This is a genomic window from Mycobacterium barrassiae, assembly GCF_025822765.1.
Lineage (GTDB): Bacteria > Actinomycetota > Actinomycetes > Mycobacteriales > Mycobacteriaceae > Mycobacterium > Mycobacterium barrassiae.
This window is the reverse complement of record NZ_JACKUK010000028.1, coordinates 13,085-30,638: the sequence shown is the minus strand read 5'-3', so window position 1 is coordinate 30,638 and position 17,554 is coordinate 13,085. Positions and strand designations below refer to the sequence as shown.

Annotated in this window: 13 protein-coding genes and 1 pseudogene; 9 read left to right on the top strand and 5 right to left on the bottom strand. The window is 66.6% G+C overall.

From position 1 onward, the window contains the following. The first annotated feature begins 27 nt into the window (after positions 1 to 27). Positions 28 to 801, top strand: coding sequence for a class I SAM-dependent methyltransferase (locus H7J93_RS19110; RefSeq protein WP_267307982.1), 774 nt, complete (start codon positions 28 to 30; stop codon positions 799 to 801). On the opposite strand, the gene H7J93_RS19105 is transcribed toward H7J93_RS19110, so the two are convergent. Further along, positions 802 to 1,458 carry an enoyl-CoA hydratase-related protein gene (locus H7J93_RS19105; protein ID WP_267307878.1) on the bottom strand — a complete coding sequence of 219 codons (657 nt, stop codon included), beginning with the start codon at positions 1,456 to 1,458 and terminating at the stop codon, positions 802 to 804. A 259-nt stretch (positions 1,459 to 1,717) separates the two neighbouring features. On the opposite strand from H7J93_RS19105, the gene H7J93_RS19100 reads away from it, so the two are divergent. Beyond that, positions 1,718 to 3,097 carry an NAD(P)/FAD-dependent oxidoreductase gene (locus tag H7J93_RS19100; RefSeq protein WP_267307877.1) on the top strand — a complete coding sequence of 460 codons (1,380 nt, stop codon included), beginning with the start codon at positions 1,718 to 1,720 and terminating at the stop codon, positions 3,095 to 3,097. 3 nt (positions 3,098 to 3,100) lie between these two features. On the opposite strand, the gene H7J93_RS19095 is transcribed toward H7J93_RS19100, so the two are convergent. Beyond that, positions 3,101 to 3,571: an SRPBCC family protein gene (locus H7J93_RS19095; protein WP_267307876.1), complete on the bottom strand. Its 471-nt coding sequence runs from the start codon at positions 3,569 to 3,571 to the stop codon at positions 3,101 to 3,103. Positions 3,572 to 3,630: 59 nt separating this feature from the next. On the opposite strand from H7J93_RS19095, the gene H7J93_RS19090 reads away from it, so the two are divergent. The 3 genes from H7J93_RS19090 to H7J93_RS19080 all read left to right on the top strand — a co-directional run bounded on the left by H7J93_RS19090 (position 3,631) and on the right by H7J93_RS19080 (position 5,560). After that, the gene (locus H7J93_RS19090) at positions 3,631 to 4,005 is read left to right on the top strand and encodes a DUF427 domain-containing protein (protein ID WP_267307875.1); all 375 of its coding nucleotides are present in this window, start codon (positions 3,631 to 3,633) and stop codon (positions 4,003 to 4,005) included. 9 nt (positions 4,006 to 4,014) lie between these two features. Next, positions 4,015 to 4,926 (top strand): DNA-3-methyladenine glycosylase family protein, encoded by a 912-nt coding sequence (locus tag H7J93_RS19085; protein WP_267307874.1) that lies wholly within the window; start codon positions 4,015 to 4,017, stop codon positions 4,924 to 4,926. Between the two features lie 79 nt (positions 4,927 to 5,005). Continuing rightward, positions 5,006 to 5,560 (top strand): Dps family protein, encoded by a 555-nt coding sequence (locus tag H7J93_RS19080; RefSeq protein WP_267307873.1) that lies wholly within the window; start codon positions 5,006 to 5,008, stop codon positions 5,558 to 5,560. On the opposite strand, the gene H7J93_RS19075 is transcribed toward H7J93_RS19080, so the two are convergent. Both H7J93_RS19075 and H7J93_RS19070 read right to left on the bottom strand, forming a co-directional pair. Next, positions 5,561 to 6,622, bottom strand: coding sequence for a cupin domain-containing protein (locus H7J93_RS19075; protein WP_267307872.1), 1,062 nt, complete (start codon positions 6,620 to 6,622; stop codon positions 5,561 to 5,563). Between the two features lie 76 nt (positions 6,623 to 6,698). Continuing rightward, positions 6,699 to 7,502 carry a PaaI family thioesterase gene (locus H7J93_RS19070; RefSeq protein WP_267307871.1) on the bottom strand — a complete coding sequence of 268 codons (804 nt, stop codon included), beginning with the start codon at positions 7,500 to 7,502 and terminating at the stop codon, positions 6,699 to 6,701. Between the two features lie 63 nt (positions 7,503 to 7,565). Here H7J93_RS19070 and H7J93_RS19065 point away from each other — a divergent pair, with 63 nt between their 5' ends. The 4 genes and pseudogenes from H7J93_RS19065 to H7J93_RS19050 form a co-directional block, all read left to right on the top strand. Further along, the gene (locus H7J93_RS19065) at positions 7,566 to 9,608 is read left to right on the top strand and encodes a heavy metal translocating P-type ATPase (protein ID WP_267307870.1); all 2,043 of its coding nucleotides are present in this window, start codon (positions 7,566 to 7,568) and stop codon (positions 9,606 to 9,608) included. A gap of 414 nt (positions 9,609 to 10,022) precedes the next feature. Beyond that, positions 10,023 to 14,618, top strand: a complete 4,596-nt coding sequence (gltB, locus tag H7J93_RS19060; protein WP_267307869.1) for a glutamate synthase large subunit — start codon at positions 10,023 to 10,025, stop codon at positions 14,616 to 14,618. Further along, positions 14,611 to 16,077: a glutamate synthase subunit beta gene (locus H7J93_RS19055; protein ID WP_267307868.1), complete on the top strand. Its 1,467-nt coding sequence runs from the start codon at positions 14,611 to 14,613 to the stop codon at positions 16,075 to 16,077. Before gltB ends, H7J93_RS19055 begins: the two co-directional genes overlap by 8 nt. Positions 16,078 to 16,148: 71 nt before the next feature. After that, positions 16,149 to 16,241, top strand: a pseudogene (locus H7J93_RS19050) (polysaccharide deacetylase family protein); the annotation flags it as partial. A 412-nt stretch (positions 16,242 to 16,653) separates the two neighbouring features. On the opposite strand, the gene H7J93_RS19045 reads toward H7J93_RS19050, so the two are convergent. Next, entirely contained in the window at positions 16,654 to 17,505 is an 852-nt protein-coding gene (locus tag H7J93_RS19045; RefSeq protein ID WP_267307867.1) for an LLM class F420-dependent oxidoreductase, read from the bottom strand. Positions 17,506 to 17,554: the final 49 nt, after the last annotated feature.

The following is a 17,554-nucleotide window of genomic DNA, read 5'->3' as shown; positions in this document are numbered from 1 at the left end:
GTCGACCTGTCGGGTGCACCGCAGACCATGCTGGCCACCTTCTACGCCAAGGCCCTCGACGCCGACCTGCCGAAGCCGATACTGGGCGACCAGTGGGCCAAGGACATCGTCGACCGCATCGACTACGACTGGTCGAAGACGTCGATCACCAAAGCGAATTCGCCGTCGGTGACCACCCGCAGCGCCCACTTCGACCACTGGGCCAGGCAGTTTCTGGCGATCAACCCCGAAGCCAACGTGGTGCACCTCGGTTGCGGACTCGACGCGCGCGCGTTCCGGCTCGATCCCGGTCCGGGGGTCGAGTGGTACGACGTCGACTATCCCGACGTCGCCGAACTGCGCAGGCAACTGTTCCCGAGTCGGGACCACTACCACGTCGTCGCCGCATCGGTGACCGATCCGGCTTGGCTGGCCGAGGTGCGCTCGGACAGGCCGACGCTGATGATCGCCGAGGGGCTGACCATGTACCTCACCGAATCCGACGGCATTGCCCTGTTTCGTCGCATCGTCGATGCCTTCCCGTCCGGGGAACTGCAGTTCGACGCGTTCAACCGGCTCGGCATCAGATCGCAGTGGCTCAATGCGGTGGTCCGGCGGGCCGGGGCGACGCTCTACTGGGCGATCAACGGACCCGACGACATCGTCGACGCGGTCCCCGGTGTGCGGCTGCTGGCTTTCCAGTCGCCGTTCGACACCGCGTCCTTCCGTCAGGTCGCCTGGTACTACCGCGCGATGGCCACCGTGATGTCACCGGTGCCGGCACTGCGCTACATGGCGCAGTACCACCGCTACGCGTTTTGATCAGCCGGCCGTCAACTCGGCGATGACCTCGGCGTAGAGCCGGGCCTTGATCGCCCCGAACACCGGCCCCGCCTTCGGGGCGAGCGCCTCGGCCCGTGCCACCGCGACATCGAGCACCTCTCCTTCGCCCGCCGTTGCGGCGACGATGCCGGCGCGCTGGGCGTCCTCGCCGCCGTAGCGGCGTGCGGTCGTCATCGCCTCGTGCGCCGTCGCGATCGGTAGCCGCGAGCGAATGAGCGCGTTCATGCCCGCGGTGAACGGAATGCCCAGATCGACCTCGGGCAGGCAGAAGTAGCCGCGGTCGGCCCGCATGACGATCTGATCGTGTGCCAGCGTCAGCATCGCGCCCGCGGCGAACGCGTGCCCCTGCACCGCGGCGATGATCGGCGCGGGGAACACCAGCACCCGCGCGAACAACGCGTGGACATCGGACAGGTTCGCCTCGGCCCTGTCCGGGTTGGCGGCCATGAAATCCAGGTCCAGTCCGTTCGAGTAGAACTTTCCGGAACCCGTCGTGACCACCGCCTTGGCGCCGTCGGCCGCCTCGACCTCGTCGAGCGCGGCGTTGATAGCGGTCAGTCGATCCGGGTGAAAGCGGTTCTCGTCGTCCCCGAGCGTCAACACGAAAACCGCGCCTGTGCGGTCGAGACTCGTCATCTGCCGATTACACCACTGACGCGTGCTGCCAGAATCGGACGATGCTCCCGTCGCAGTCGCCACACGATGAGCAGGGCCCACCCGACAGAGCAAGCGTGGCCAAGGTCCGCGCGCGCATATCGGTGAACTTGCACACGGTTGGTACTGCCTCATCACGTCGCCCCCTGCTTCGTGTCGGCACATTCCAGCAGCGCATGGTCAGCGGTGTGGTCCGGACGCCTCTTTTACGACCGCCTCCCCGCCCTGCCAGAATCGGAAGGTGTCAACAGCCAGCCCCGTCAACGGCCGCATCTCGCACTGGTACGAGCAGCTTCCCGCCGTGCGTCCAGCGCTTCCGGGTGACCGGGATGCCGACGTCTGCATCGTCGGCGCCGGCTACACCGGGTTGTGGACGGCGTACTACCTGAAGCGCGCCGACCCGTCGCTGCGCATCGTCGTGGTGGAGGGGCGGTTCGCCGGGTTCGGCGCATCGGGCCGCAACGGGGGGTGGCTGTCGGGGTTGGTGCCCGGCGATCGCCACCGGATGGCGAAGCAGTACGGGCGGGAGAGCGTACTGGCCTGGCAGCAGGCCCTCAACGATGCGGTGGACGAGGTCATCGACGTCACCGAACGCGAAGGCATCGACGCCGGCATCGTCAAGGGCGGAACGCTGCACGTGGCCCGCAACCGCGCCCAGGCGTCGCGGCTGGCGGCCGAAGTCACCGAAGAGCGGTCCTGGAAAGTCGACGGTATCGCCGAGCTCACGAAAGAGGAGTCGGCACAACGTATTCGAATCGACGGCGTGGTGTCGGCCTACCACAACCCACACTGCGCGCGGATACAGCCGGCCCACCTCGTGCGTGGCCTGGCCGACACCGTCGAGCGGCTCGGCGTCGACCTCTACGAGAGAACGCCGGTCATCGAGATCCGTCCAGGCCGGATCAAGACAGCGCTTGGCACCGTTCGCGCACCCGTCGTGCTGCGCACCACCGAAGGCTTCACCGCCAAGCTGCCGGGGTTGCGCAGACGCTGGCTCCCGATGAACAGCTCGATGATCGCGACAGCGCCCATACCGCAGGACATTTGGGAGACGATCGGCTGGCAGGGCCGTGAGACGCTCGGCGACACCGCGCACGGCTTCTTCTACGCACAACGCACCGTGGACGACCGCATTGCGATCGGCGGCCGAAGCGTGCCCTACCGCTTCGGCTCCCGTACCGATATCGACGGCCGAGTGCCGGAACGCACGATCGCCCACCTCACCTCGGTGCTGCACGCCGCGCTGCCGCAGACCCGCGACATCCCGATCGCGCACGCATGGTGCGGGGTGCTCGCCGTGCCGCGCGACTGGGAGGCGTGCGTAACCTTCGACAAGGCAACGGGTTTGGGCGCGGCCGGTGGCTACGTCGGGCATGGCGTCACCGCCACCAACCTGGCCGGGCGCACCCTGACCGACCTGGTGCTCGGGCGTCAAACACGGCTCCTCGAACTGCCCTGGGTCGGCCACCAATCGCGCGACTGGGAACCCGAGCCGTTGCGATGGCTTGGCGTACGCGGCATGTATCTGGCGTACAAGGCCGCCGACTGGCACGAGGCCCGCGGGATCAAACGGACGTCGCCCATCGCCGTGGTCGCCGACAAGATCGCCGGCCGGCCCTGACGTTCACCCCCGCTCGGCGCGCTCCTTCAGCCGTTGCAGCGTGAGCTCGATGTGTTTGGCGTTGGCGGTGTCACGGTCGCGGACGCCGGTCGCGATGCCCGCCGGGGTACGGAACCATCCGGGCCGCTTGTCCCAGGTGCGTTCGGTGACGGTGCATCCGCCCTCGGTGGCGGTGATGTCGTAGCGCCAGTGCGCGACGGGGAGCACGAAGCTCTTGACGTCGAAGGCGAACGCCCGCCCCGGCTCGGCTTCGGTCACCGTGCACGTGGTCGTCCACTTCCTGCTGCCCTGCCGATTGTGGCCTCTGAAGACGGCGCCGGGTGCGACGCGGTCGCCCTTGTGCCACTCCATTGCGTTGACCTCCTCGGCCAGCGATGCGAGCGTGGGCAGGTCGGTGATCAGCGCATATACCGTCGTCGGGTCGGCGGCGATATCCGTCGACGCCTCGGCGGTCGCGGGACCGTGTTCATTCATGCGGCGATCGTAGCCAGCGGCACCGGAATCCTGACCGGTACCGCCACGTTGGTCTACACATGAGCGATCGACCCGTCCTTGAGCCCACCTCGGCCCACCCCATCACCGTCGAACCGACCGGTGCGCACGTCACCGTCAGCGTGAACGGTGAAGTGGTGGCCGAGAGCGACAACGCGCTGACCCTGCAGGAGTCGACGTATCCCGCTGTGCAGTACATCCCGAAGGCCGATGTCGTGCAGTCCTCACTGCGCGAGAGCGACACGCAGACGTACTGCCCGTACAAGGGTGAGGCGAGCTACTACCACGTCGTCACCAACGCCGGAGACACCGTCGAGGACGCGATCTGGACATACGAGGCGCCCTATCCGGCGGTGGCCGCGATCGCCGGACACGTGGCGTTCTACCCCGACAAGGCTGTCGTCTCGGTCGCATAGCCTGATCGGGTGTACCGCTCGGTCAGCGTCGTGTTCGCCGGTCCGGCCAGCCCTGGCCTGACGCTGTCGCCGCTGCGCCGTGGCCGTGCCGATCCGTGCTACCACGACGCCGCCGACGGCGCTATCTGGCGCACCAGTCTGATGCGCAGCGGGCCCGTCACCGCCCGTATCACCAAGTCCGCGCCGGACACCGTGGACTGCGAGGCATGGGGCTGCGGCGCAAGTGAATTCACCGAATCGCTTCCCCGCCAACTCGGACACGACGACGACGCGGCGGGCTTTGTTCCTGCTGAGCCGACGATCGCCGCCGCGCATCGGCGGGTCCCGTACCTGCGGCTGGGCCGCACCCACCGGGTACTGGAGGCGCTCGTTCCCGCGGTGCTCGAACAGCGGGTCTACGGCAAGGACGCCCGACGGGCGTGGCGGTCGCTCGTCACGAAATACGGTGCGCCTGCGCCCGGCCCCGCGCCCACGCACATGCGGGTGCCGCCGCCTGCCGAAGTGTGGCGCCGCATCCCCTCATGGGAGTTCCACCTGGCCAACGTCGACCCCGGCCGCGCCCGCACGATCGTGGGCTGCGCCCAGCGGGCCGACTCGTTGGAACGGCTTGCCGATCGGCCGGCGGAGCAGGCGCGGGCGGCACTGATGTCGCTGCCCGGCGTCGGAGAGTGGACCGCAGCCGAAATTGCCCAGCGCGCGTTCGGAGACGCTGATGCGCTGTCGGTCGGCGACTACCACTTGGCCAAGATGATCGGCTGGAGCCTGCTCGGGCATCCGATCGACGACCCCGCGATGGTCGAGCTTCTCGAACCGCTGCGCCCGCACCGCCACCGCGCGGTCCGGCTGCTGGAAGTCAGTGGTCTCGCGGTCAATCCGCGATTCGGCCCCAGGCAGGCCATTCCGAAACTTGCCGATATGTGACGTGCCTTTCGTCTGTGGTTTTGGGTCGAAGTAGGCGGGTACACGTCGCGGGAGATCGATTACGCGAAGGAGCCATTCGATGACTGCGTTCACCATTCCCGGACTTTCAGACAAGCAGGGCGCCGAGGTCGCCGAGATCCTGCAGAAGGCGCTCAGCAGGTACAACGACCTTCACCTGACGCTCAAGCATGTGCACTGGAACGTCGTGGGACCGAACTTCATCGGTGTGCACGAAATGATCGACCCCCAGGTAGAGCTCGTCCGCGGTTACGCCGACGACGTCGCCGAACGCATCGCGGCCCTCGGCGCCTCCCCCAAGGGCACACCGGGTGCGATCATCAACGACCGCACCTGGGACGACTACTCGGTCGAGCGTGACACCGTGCAAGCGCATCTTGCCGCGCTGGACCTGGTGTACACCGGCGTCATCGAGGACACCCGCAAGGCCATCGACCGCCTCGAGGACCTCGACCTGGTGTCCCAGGACTTGTTCATCAGCCAGGCGGGCGAACTGGAGAAGTTCCAGTGGTTCGTCCGAGCGCACCTCGAGAACTCGGGCGGGCAGCTGGCCAATGCGGGTGCCAAGACGGAGAAGGCCGCCGCCGGCCGGGCGAAGAAGTCGTCGGCCAAGTAGCTAACCCGTCGCGACCGGGTCGACCGGGTTGCACCGATTGACGATCAACGGGTCGGTCTTGGTGAACGGGAAGGCGGGCAGGTCGTCGATGTGCATGTTGAACGTCGCGGCCAGCACCTCCCGCGAGTACGCGCTCGCCGAGGCGCGGTAACCGATGTCGCCGGGCATCGGCTGATCGAAGAAGATCGCGAAGTGGATGTCCGGTGCCTCGACGACCTCGATGTGGTGCGGGTAGGCGCGCGGGATGAAGTAGACGTCGCCCTCTTTGAGGTAGTACGTGTCGAGGGAACCGTCGGGACCCATCACGGTCATGCGCCCAGATCCCTTGTGGACGTAGCCCATTTCGGCCGTGATCGGATGCCAGTGCGGTTCGCGCATGCCGTCCTCGCGGATCCGCAACGAGTACATCGACAGATCCTTCAGCGCCGGCCAGTACTGCGCGCGGGCCAACCGTGCCGAGCCGACCGCGACGCCGATCGCGGGGCTCTGCGCCTCGACGGCGAACTTGTGCGGATCGTCGAAGCGCGCGGTTGACGGAACCTCGGGATCTCCTGCGCGCGCGGCGAACTTACGGTCGGTGGTGTCACGTCGCATCTTGGCGAAATCGGCGGCAGGCAGGTCGTAGGTGTTACCGAGCACCGCGTCGGTCATGGCGCCGAAAGACGCTGCCAGACCGAAGTCTTCCGGACGCTCGCTGCGGAACGCGAGGATGAACTCGGCCGGCTCTTCGCCGATGTTCTCGATGTGATGCAGCGATCCCGAGTCGACGTGGAACATCTCGCCGGCCGAGATCGTGAAGCTGGAGAACCTGGAGTAGCTGTCGAGTACCGACACCAGCGAGGTGCCGGAGATGCAGTAGGTGAGCTCGTTGCAGTTGGCGTGCCAGTGCGGGGTGCGCATCGCGCCGGGGTTGATGACGGCCCGTTTGATCGACAGACCGGACAGGATCGGCAGCGTGTCGGCAGTGATGCGGGTGAGGGACCCGAGGTCGTTCTGCTCGACGATCTCGCCGTCGATCAACGAGGTGGCATGGAGGACGGGTGTCCTTGATGTTGAGGCCATGCCACATGCTTGCGTCGAAATCGACGTTCTGCAGAGTTCTTCTCGAATTTTCCCTGCGAAACGTGGATTTCGATGGTCAGGCGTAGGCGGTGAGTCGCGCGATGATGGCGGCCTTACCATCGGGACCGATGGCTTGCGCCTCGCCGATACCGCTGCGGCGGCCCACCCGTAAAGCCGTTCCGACATAACGCGATTCGGGACCACTGATGAACTGGCGGATGAAGTTGACCCGCAGTGACGCGGTCCGCAGTGGCCTGTCTTCCCGACCTTCGTTGATCGCGGCCGAGGCCACCAACTCGAGCGCCATGGCGGACACGCCGCCGTGCACGATGCCGAGGCTATTGTTCAGCACCGGGTCCGGCAGTTGCTGAAGTACCTTGGCCGCACCGCCGCTCTCGGCGACCCGGACCGCCATGCGATCGCTCAGCGTGCCGGGCGGCAACGGACCCGTCGGGCCGTCGGGAAACTCGGCGAGGTTTCCCGGCGCACTGATGTAGAACGACCGCACGGTTCCGGTGGCCAGCGTGATGCCTCGATGGGTGAACTCACAGAGCCCAAGGGCGACATCGCTCTTCGCACCGAACGGTTTCGAGGTCGCCGCGACGGGTACGTCAGGGGCTTCGGCGATGACGTCGACGGCGTCCGGGCGGACCTCGAGCGACAGCTCGCTGGAGACCGTCCACTCGCCGTCGCCGCGGCGGTGGTGGTTGACCAGGCCGCCAGCATGGTCGACGAGCATCGCCAGCGGGGCGATCGTCGGCGCGCCGGTCAACGGATTGAACATCTGCCCCGCGGGGATCGACGCGACACAACCGTCGGGGCCGTCCAGCGACGTCACGATGCCGAAGCGGCCCAGCGGAGTGTTCAACGGGTGTGACATCGCGATACAGCGTGACGGGCCGAGCCCTGGCCATATACCCCCTAGGGGTATATAATCGCCGACATGACCGAGGTTGAGCACACCCAGCATCAGACGTCTACCGGTCATGAGGGCCACGAACATGCGGGTCACGGCGATCACGTTGCGGCGTTCCGACGGCTGTTCTGGGTGATGCTCGTGTTGGCCGTGCCAACGGTGGCGCTGTCGCCGATGTTCGCGATGATCCTCGGCTACCCGGCACCGCAGTTCCCCGGCGCGCAGTGGGTCTCTCCGGTGCTCGGCACGGTGATGTACGTGTGGGGTGGCCGACCGTTCCTCACCGGTGCCATCAGCGAGATCCGTTCTCGTGCACCGGGAATGATGCTGCTGATCGGGCTGGCCATCACCGTCGCGTTCGTATCGTCGTGGGGCGCCAGCCTCGGCGTGCTGCACCACCAGCTGGACTTCTGGTGGGAGTTGGCGCTGCTGATCGTCATCATGCTGCTGGGCCACTGGATCGAGATGCGGTCGCTGGCGCAGACCACGTCGGCGCTGGACTCTCTTGCCGCGCTGCTGCCCGACGAGGCCGAGCGTGTGGTCGGCGACAGCACCGAGACGGTCGCGCCGCCGGAGCTGCGCGTCGGCGACGTGGTCGTCGTGCGACCAGGCGGAAGCGTCCCCGCCGACGGCGAGATCGTGGACGGATCAGCGGACGTCGACGAGTCGATGGTGACCGGCGAGTCTCGTCCGGTGCGACGAGGCGTCGGCGAACACGTGGTCGCGGGCACCGTCGCCACCGACTCCGGGCTGCGCGTGCGGGTGACCGCGGTCGGCGACGACACCGCGCTGGCGGGCATCCAGCGGCTCGTCACCGAGGCACAGAACTCCTCGTCGCGGGCGCAGCGGATCGCGGATACCGCCGCGGGCTGGCTGTTCTGGTTCGCGCTGGGCTCCGCGCTCGTCACCGCCGTCGCGTGGGGCCTGTTGGGTCAGCCCCAGGAGGCCGTGGTGCGCACGATCACGGTGCTGGTGATCGCCTGCCCGCACGCGCTGGGGCTGGCGATTCCGTTGGTGGTGTCCATCGCGACCGAACGCGCCGCCCGCGGCGGCGTCCTGATCAAGGATCGGCTGGCCCTGGAGAGTATGCGCACCGTCGGCGCGGTGCTGTTCGACAAGACCGGCACGCTGACCAAGGGCGAACCCACGGTCACCGCGATCGCCGCCGCCTCGGGCCGCGCTGAGGACGAGGTCCTGGCGCTGGCCGCGGCCGCGGAGGCCGATTCGGAGCACCCGCTGGCACGTGCGATCGTCGACGCCGCCCGCAGGCGAGAGCTGGCGATTCCCCAGTGGTCGGGGTTCAGCTCGTCGCCGGCGGTCGGGGTCGAGGCGGAGGTGGACGGGCAGCAGGTGCGGGTCGGCGGCCCGCGTCTGCTCGAGGAGGCGGGGCAGGACGAGCTTCCCGACGTGCTGCCGTGGCGAGACGAGGGCGCAATCGTGCTGCACGTCCTAGTCAACGGAGAGGTGGCCGGGGCGCTCAAGCTGGCCGACGAGGTGCGCCCGGAGTCCCGCCAGGCCGTCGACGCGTTGCACCGGCTGGGCATCGAGGTGGTGATGATCACAGGCGACGCGGAATCGGTGGCGCAATCGGTGGCCAATGACCTCGGCATCGACCGCGTGTTCGCAGGTGTGCGGCCTGAAGACAAGGCCGCGAAGGTCGCCGAGCTCCAGCAGGAGGGGCTGAAGGTGGCCTTCGTCGGGGACGGCGTCAACGACGCGCCGGCGCTGGCTCAGGCTGACGTGGGCATCGCGATCGGCGCGGGCACCGATGTGGCGATCGCGTCGGCCGGTGTGATCCTCGCCAGTTCGGACCCACGGTCGGTGCTCTCGGTCATCGCGCTGTCCAAGGCGACCTATCGCAAGATGAAGCAGAACCTTTGGTGGGCAGCGGGATACAACCTGATCTCGGTGCCGCTCGCCGCGGGCGTCCTGGCGCCGATCGGGTTCGTGATGCCGATGTCGGTCGGCGCGATCTTGATGTCGGCCTCGACCGTGGTGGTGGCGGCCAACGCTCAACTACTGCGCAGGCTGGACCTTCGCCCCGAGGTGAGCGTGCGGGCCGTTCTCTAAGAATCTGGCTAGGCTTTGCGCAAACTTGTTTAGGTCAGTAGATCCTGGGTAAACCCTTGGGCTTGTATCTCAGCAAACAAGTGAGGGGAGGTTTCGCGAAGTGTGACAGTTTTCGCAATGTGGATGCCTATCGCGCGTACCGCCGAATTACCAACGGGAGCACCGTGTTTCGGCGCGTGGTGCAAGCCGCTCCTGCGGTCTCGCACGCGAACAGGAGTCGCGCGGTTAGGGCGTCCTAAGTTGGCATGTCACGCCCCGTTTGTCATATCGTTTTCTCCACTTGTGGCGAGTGGAAATTTGGGCCGTCGTTCAGTGCTGCACGAAGGAACCGCCCTCGCCGGAACGGCAAGAAGGCCGTCGTCGATGGTTGGCCAGCGGAATCTTCGTTAGGCGTGCGGAAAAGGGTAGGTGGGAATGGCGCCCAGCAGTCAAGGGCTGTACAACCCCGCGTTCGAGCATGACGCGTGTGGCGTGGCCATGGTCGCGGATATGTACGGCCGCCGCAGCCGCGACATCGTCGACAAGGCGATCACGGCGCTGGTGAACCTCGAGCACCGCGGTGCTCAGGGTGCTGAGCCCCACACCGGCGACGGTGCGGGCATCCTGCTGCAGGTCCCCGACGAGTTCCTGCGCGCGGTCTTGAAAGATCAGGGAGCGTCTTTCGACCTGCCCGAGTACGGCAGCTACGCGACCGGCATCGCATTCCTGCCCCAATCGGCCAAGGACGCCGCCACCGCGTGCGAGGCGGTCGAGAAGATCGCCGAGGCGGAGGGCCTCGAGGTGCTGGGCTGGCGCGAGCTGCCCACGGACGACTCCTCACTCGGTGCCCTGGCCCGCGATGCCATGCCGACCTTCCGGCAGGTGTTCATCGCCGGTGCCTCGGGAATGGAACTCGAGCGTCGCGCCTACGTCGTGCGCAAGCGCGCCGAGCACGAGCTCGGAACGAAGGGACCGGGCCAGGACGGCCCCGGTCGCGAAACCGTCTATTTCCCAAGCCTTTCCGGGCAGACCTTCGTCTACAAGGGCATGCTGACCACGCCGCAGCTCAAGGCGTTCTACCTGGATCTGCAGGACGAACGTCTCACCAGCGCGCTGGGCATCGTGCACTCGCGGTTCTCGACCAACACTTTCCCGTCGTGGCCGCTGGCCCATCCGTTCCGGCGGATCGCCCACAACGGCGAGATCAACACCGTGACCGGCAACGAGAACTGGATGCGGGCACGTGAAGCGCTGATCAAGACCGACGTCTTCGGCACGCAGAACCTCGACAAGATCGTTCCGGTGTGTACCCCGGGCGCGTCGGACACCGCGCGGTTCGACGAGGTCCTCGAATTGCTGCATCTCGGCGGCCGCAGCCTGCCGCATGCGGTGCTGATGATGATCCCGGAGGCCTGGGAGCGCAACGAGTCGATGGACCCGGCGCGACGGGCGTTCTACGAGTACCACGCGTCGCTGATGGAGCCGTGGGACGGCCCGGCGTCGATGACCTTCACCGACGGCACCGTGATCGGCGCGGTCCTGGACCGCAACGGCCTGCGTCCGTCGCGCATCTGGGTCACCAGGGACGGCCTGGTCGTGATGGCTTCCGAGGCCGGCGTGCTGAATCTGGACCCATCGACCGTCGTGAAGAAGATGCGCCTGCAGCCCGGCAGGATGTTTTTGGTCGACACCGCGCAGGGCCGCATCGTCGACGACGAGGAGATCAAGGCCGAACTCGCCGCCGAGCACCCCTATCAGGAGTGGCTGGATGCGGGCCTGTTCAAGATCGAGGATCTGCCCGCAGGCGACTACGTGCGGATGCCGCATCACCGAATCGTGTTGCGCCAACAGGCCTTCGGTTACACCTATGAAGAGCTGAACCTGCTCGTCGCCCCGATGGCGCGCACCGGTGCTGAGCCGCTGGGCTCGATGGGCACCGACACCCCGGTGGCTGTGCTGTCGCAGCGGCCGCGCATGCTCTACGACTACTTCCAGCAACTGTTCGCGCAAGTCACCAATCCGCCGCTGGACGCCATCCGCGAAGAGGTGGTGACCAGCCTGCAGGGCACCGTCGGGCCGGAGGGCGACCTGCTCAATCCGACCGCCGACTCATGCCGGCAGATCGTGCTGCCGCAGCCGATCCTGCGCAACGCCGAACTGTCGAAGCTGATCTGCGTCGACCCCGACCACGAGATCCGCGGCCACAAGCACGGTCTGCGTGCGGCCGTCATCCGCTGTCTCTACCCGGTGAACCGCGGCGGACAGGGGCTGAAGGAGGCGCTCGACAACGTCCGGGCCAAGGTGTCGGAGGCCATTCGTGAAGGCGCGCGCATCATCGTGCTGTCCGACCGCGAGTCCAACGAGCAGATGGCGCCCATCCCGTCGCTGCTGAGCGTCTCGGCCGTGCACCACCACCTCGTGCGCGACCGGACCCGTACGCAGGTCGGGCTCGTCGTCGAGTCCGGCGACGCCCGCGAGGTCCATCACATGGCGTGCCTGGTCGGCTTCGGCGCTGCCGCCATCAACCCCTACATGGCGTTCGAGTCGATCGAGGACATGGTCGACCGCGGCGTGATCTCGGGCATCTCCAGCGACCAGGCCAAGGCCAACTACGTCAAGGCCGCGGGCAAGGGTGTGCTGAAGGTGATGTCCAAGATGGGCATCTCGACCCTGGCGTCCTACACCGGCGCGCAGCTGTTCCAGGCGATCGGCATCAGCCAGAAGGTGCTCGACGAGTACTTCACCGGGCTGACGTGCCCTGTGGGCGGCATCGACCTCGACGACATCGCCGACGACGTGGCCGCCCGGCATGCGCTGGCCTACCTGGACCGGCCCGACGAGTGGGCGCACCGCGAACTCGAGGTCGGCGGCGAATACCAGTGGCGCCGCGAAGGCGAGTACCACCTCTTCAACCCGGACACCGTTTTCAAGCTGCAGCACTCCACGCGCACCGGCCAGTACTCGATCTTCAAGGAGTACACCAAGCTGGTCGACGACCAGAGCGAGCGGATGGCCTCGCTGCGCGGTCTGCTGAAGTTCAAGGAGGGCGAGCGCCCGCCTGTGCCGCTCGACGAGGTGGAGCCGGCCAGCGAGATCGTCAAGCGGTTCTCCACCGGCGCGATGAGCTACGGCTCGATCTCGGCGGAGGCGCACGAGACGCTGGCCATCGCGATGAACCGCCTTGGCGGACGGTCGAATTCGGGTGAGGGCGGCGAGCACGTCAACCGCTTCGACCGCGACGAGAACGGCGACTGGCGGCGCAGCGCCATCAAGCAGGTGGCGTCCGGTCGCTTCGGTGTCACCAGTCATTACCTGACGAACTGCACCGACATCCAGATCAAGATGGCCCAGGGCGCGAAACCCGGTGAGGGTGGCCAGCTTCCGGGTAACAAGGTGTATCCGTGGGTGGCCGAGGTCCGGCACTCGACGCCCGGCGTCGGGCTGATCTCCCCGCCGCCGCACCACGACATCTACTCGATCGAGGATCTCGCGCAGCTGATCCACGACCTGAAAAACTCGAATCCGCAGGCGCGCGTGCACGTCAAGCTGGTGAGCGAGAACGGTGTAGGTACCGTCGCAGCGGGCGTATCGAAGGCGCACGCCGACGTCGTGCTGATCTCCGGCCACGACGGCGGCACCGGTGCGACCCCGCTGACGTCGATGAAGCACGCGGGTGCACCCTGGGAACTCGGCCTGGCCGAAACGCAGCAGACGTTGCTGCTCAACGGCCTTCGCGACCGCATCGTGGTGCAGGTCGACGGTCAGCTGAAGACGGGACGCGACGTCGTCATCGCCGCGCTGCTCGGCGCTGAGGAGTTCGGCTTCGCCACCGCACCTCTGGTGGTGTCGGGCTGCATCATGATGCGCGTGTGCCATCTCGACACCTGCCCCGTCGGGGTGGCCACCCAGAACCCGTTGCTGCGCCAGCGGTTCAGCGGCAAGCCCGAGTTCGTCGAGAACTTCTTCATGTTCATCGCCGAAGAGGTCCGGGAGATGATGGCCCAGTTGGGCTTCCGGACCGTCAACGAAATGGTCGGCCAGGTCGGCGCCCTCGACACCACGCAGGCCGCCGAGCACTGGAAAGCGCACAAGCTCGACCTGTCGCCGGTGCTGCACGAGCCCGAGTCGGCATTCATGAACCAGGACCTGTACTGCAGTTCGCGTCAGGACCACGGCCTGGACAAGGCGCTGGACCAGCAGCTGATCGTGATGTGCCGGGAGGCGTTGGATTCCGGTTCACCCGTGCGTTTCTCCACCACGATCGCCAACGTCAACCGCACCGTCGGCACCATGCTCGGCCACGAGGTGACCAAAGCCTATGGCGGCCAAGGGCTTCCGGACGGCACCATCGACATCACGTTCGACGGCTCGGCGGGTAACAGCTTCGGCGCCTTTGTGCCGAAGGGCATCACGCTGCGTGTGTACGGCGACGCCAACGACTATGTCGGCAAGGGTTTGTCCGGTGGACGGATCGTGGTGCGCCCGTCGGACAACGCCCCGGAGGACTACGTCGCCGAGGACAACATCATCGCGGGCAACGTGATCCTGTTCGGCGCCACCAGTGGTGAGGCGTTCATCCGCGGTCAGGTCGGGGAGCGATTCGCCGTCCGCAACTCCGGCGCCCACGCGGTGGTCGAGGGCGTCGGTGACCACGGCTGCGAGTACATGACCGGTGGCAAGATCGCGATCCTCGGTCCGACCGGACGCAACTTCGCGGCGGGCATGTCCGGCGGCATCGCCTACGTGTACGACCCGGACGGCAAGCTGCCCGAGAATCTCAACGCCGAGATGGTGGAACTGGAGAGCCTCGACGACGAGGACCTCGAATGGCTGCAGGGCATGCTCCAAGCGCATGTCGACGCCACCGATTCCGCTGTCGGACAGCGTATTTTGAGCGACTGGAACAACAAAGTGAAGCACTTCACCAAGGTGATGCCCCGCGACTACAAGCGGGTGCTGGAGGCCATCGCGGAGGCCGAACGCACCGGCGACAATGTCGACGAAGCGATCATGGCGGCCGCCGGTGCCTGATCCCCGCGGCTTTCTGAAGCACACCAAGCGCGAGACCCCCGCTCGACGGCCGGTCCCGCTGCGACTGCTCGACTGGAAAGAGGTCTACGAGGACTTCTCCCACGACACCCTGCGCGTGCAGGCGTCGCGCTGCATGGATTGCGGCATTCCGTTCTGCCACAACGGATGCCCGCTGGGGAACCTGATCCCCGAGTGGAACGACCTGGTGCGCAACGACCGCTGGCGCGACGCGATCGAGCGGCTGCACGCCACCAACAACTTCCCCGAGTTCACCGGGCGGCTGTGCCCCGCTCCGTGCGAGGGGTCCTGCGTGCTCGGCATCAACCAGGATCCGGTGACCATCAAGCAGGTCGAGGTCGAGATCATCGACAACGCCTTCGAGCAGGGCTGGGTCGTCCCGCTGCCGCCGCAGGTTCGGACCGGTAAGAAGGTCGCCGTCGTCGGCTCCGGGCCCGCCGGTCTGGCTGCGGCGCAACAGCTCACGCGCGCAGGACATTCGGTGACGGTGTTCGAGCGGGAGGACCGCATCGGCGGTCTGCTGCGATACGGCATCCCCGAATTCAAGATGGAGAAGCGCCATATCGACCGGCGCCTCGAGCAGATGAAGGCGGAAGGCACCGAGTTCCGGCCCGGCGTGAACGTCGGCGTGGACATCACGGCCCAGCAGTTGCGCTCCGAGTTCGACGCTGTGGTGCTCGCCGGCGGTGCGACCGCCTGGCGCGACCTTTCCATCCCGGGGCGTGAGCTCGACGGTATCCATCAGGCGATGGAGTTCCTGCCGTGGGCCAACCGCGTACAGCAGGGCGATGACGTGGTCGACGAGAACGGTCAGCCGCCGATCACCGCGAACGGTAAGAAGGTGGTCATCATCGGCGGCGGCGACACCGGCGCCGACTGCCTGGGCACCTCGCATCGGCAGGGCGCCGAAAGCGTGCACCAGTTCGAGATCATGCCGCGCCCGCCGGACGAGCGCGCCGACTCGACACCGTGGCCGGTCTACCCGCTGATGTTCCGGGTGTCCTCGGCACACGAGGAGGGCGGCGAGCGCGTCTATTCGGTCAACACCGAGGAATTCCTCGGCAGCGACGGCAAGGTCACGCATCTGCGCGGCCACGAGGTCGAGATGAAGGCGGGCAAGTTCGAGAAGATCGACGGCACCGACTTCGAGCTCGAGGCTGACCTCGTGCTGTTGGCGATGGGCTTCGTCGGCCCGCAGCGCGAAGGGCTGCTGACCGATCTGGGCGTCGAGTTCACCGACCGCGGCAACGTCGCGCGCGACAAGGACTTCGCTACGACGGTGCCCGGTGTCTTCGTGGCCGGCGATATGGGTCGCGGGCAATCGCTGATCGTGTGGGCCATCGCCGAGGGGCGCGCTGCCGCCGCAGGCGTCGACCGCTACCTCATGGGCAAGACCGCGCTGCCCGCACCGATCAAACCGACGGCCGTCCCGCAGCGATAACCGCGAACAGACGCAAAAGGTCGCGACACGCCGCGCAATAGGGACCGTTTGCGTCTGCTCGCGCGACAGTCCTGAACCATTTGCCAGTGACGAACGTGTACAGAGAACTGGTCGAAATCATCCGCGCACGGAAACTTCGCACAGTCACGCTCGACGACGTCTTTTGCGCCCCGGAGGATACGAATAGAAGTCACTTCAGTAACATCAGCATCACCAGAAACAGCAGATTATTTATCGGCGCGCCTTGGGCAGTTTGCCAACTCTTCGGTATCTAATGACTTAGAGGGGGCGTTGCGCTAGGGTAAGGCCCCGGGCAGCTAATCGGTATCGACGCAGGAGTCACTACTGTGTACCTCAACCGGATAACACGGTCTCGGGTGAACAGAATCGCCTGGTCATTGTTCCGTCATCCCCTGAAGAGTCGCGAATTCCCGGCCAAGGCCGAGCGCCTGATCACGCCTGACGAACTTCTCCGGTACGGCGTCTAGCGAACTCCGCAACCGTCGGCCCTGTCGTCGGCGACTGGGTATTCCCCTACTTTGCCAAATCGTTATATTTTCGTGACCGTCAACGGCATTAACTGTCCTGCAGTCCGGATGCCCTGATCTCGTTGGCGAGAGGTTCGAGAACGGCTGGGTCGTACGGCGGTGGCAGATAGACGATCGCCAGATCCAGGCCTTCCTTGCCCAGCGCCGCAGCCTCCTCGACGACCTTGCCGTAGTTGCGCTCCTGGTCCAGTCGAACGTGAGCCGACAGCGTGATCTCGGCGGGATCGCGGCCGATGTCCGCGCAGTGCCCGGCGAGCACATCGCGCTTGCGGGCGAACTCCTCTGGCGGTCCGCCGACGAAGTTCCAATGCTGGGCATAGCGCGCGGTGATCTTCAGCGTCCGCTTCTCGCCGCTGCCGCCGATGCAGATGGGTGGGTGCGGTTGCTGCGGACCCTTCGGCTCGTTGCGAGCGTCCTTGAGCTGATAGAACTTTCCGTCGAACGTCGTCGAATCCTTCGACAGCAGGCTCGTCAACACCTCGCAGGCTTCCTCGAACCGGTCGAAGCGTTCCTTGATCGACCCCAGCTCGATGCCGTAGGCGCCGGACTCCTCCTCGTTCCAGCCGGCGCCGATCCCGAGTTCCAGCCGGCCGCCGGAGACGATGTCCAGCGCGGAGGCCATATTGGCGAGCACCGCGGGATGGCGGTAGTGAATGCCCGTGACGAGCACCCCTACCCGCAACCGCTCGGTCGCCTGGGCGAGCGCGGTGAGCGTGATCCAGCCCTCCAGGCATGGACCGGTGGAGTCCGAGAAGATCGGATAGAAGTGGTCGAAGGTCCAGCCGGACTCGAAAACCTCGATGTCGTCGGCGGCACGCCAGACGGCCAGCATGTCGGCCCAGGTGGTGTTCTGCGGGGAAGTCTTGAAGGCGAATCTCACTACACCGAGGCTAGTCCCGCTTTCCTGGGTGCGTGCTGTGACCGTCGGG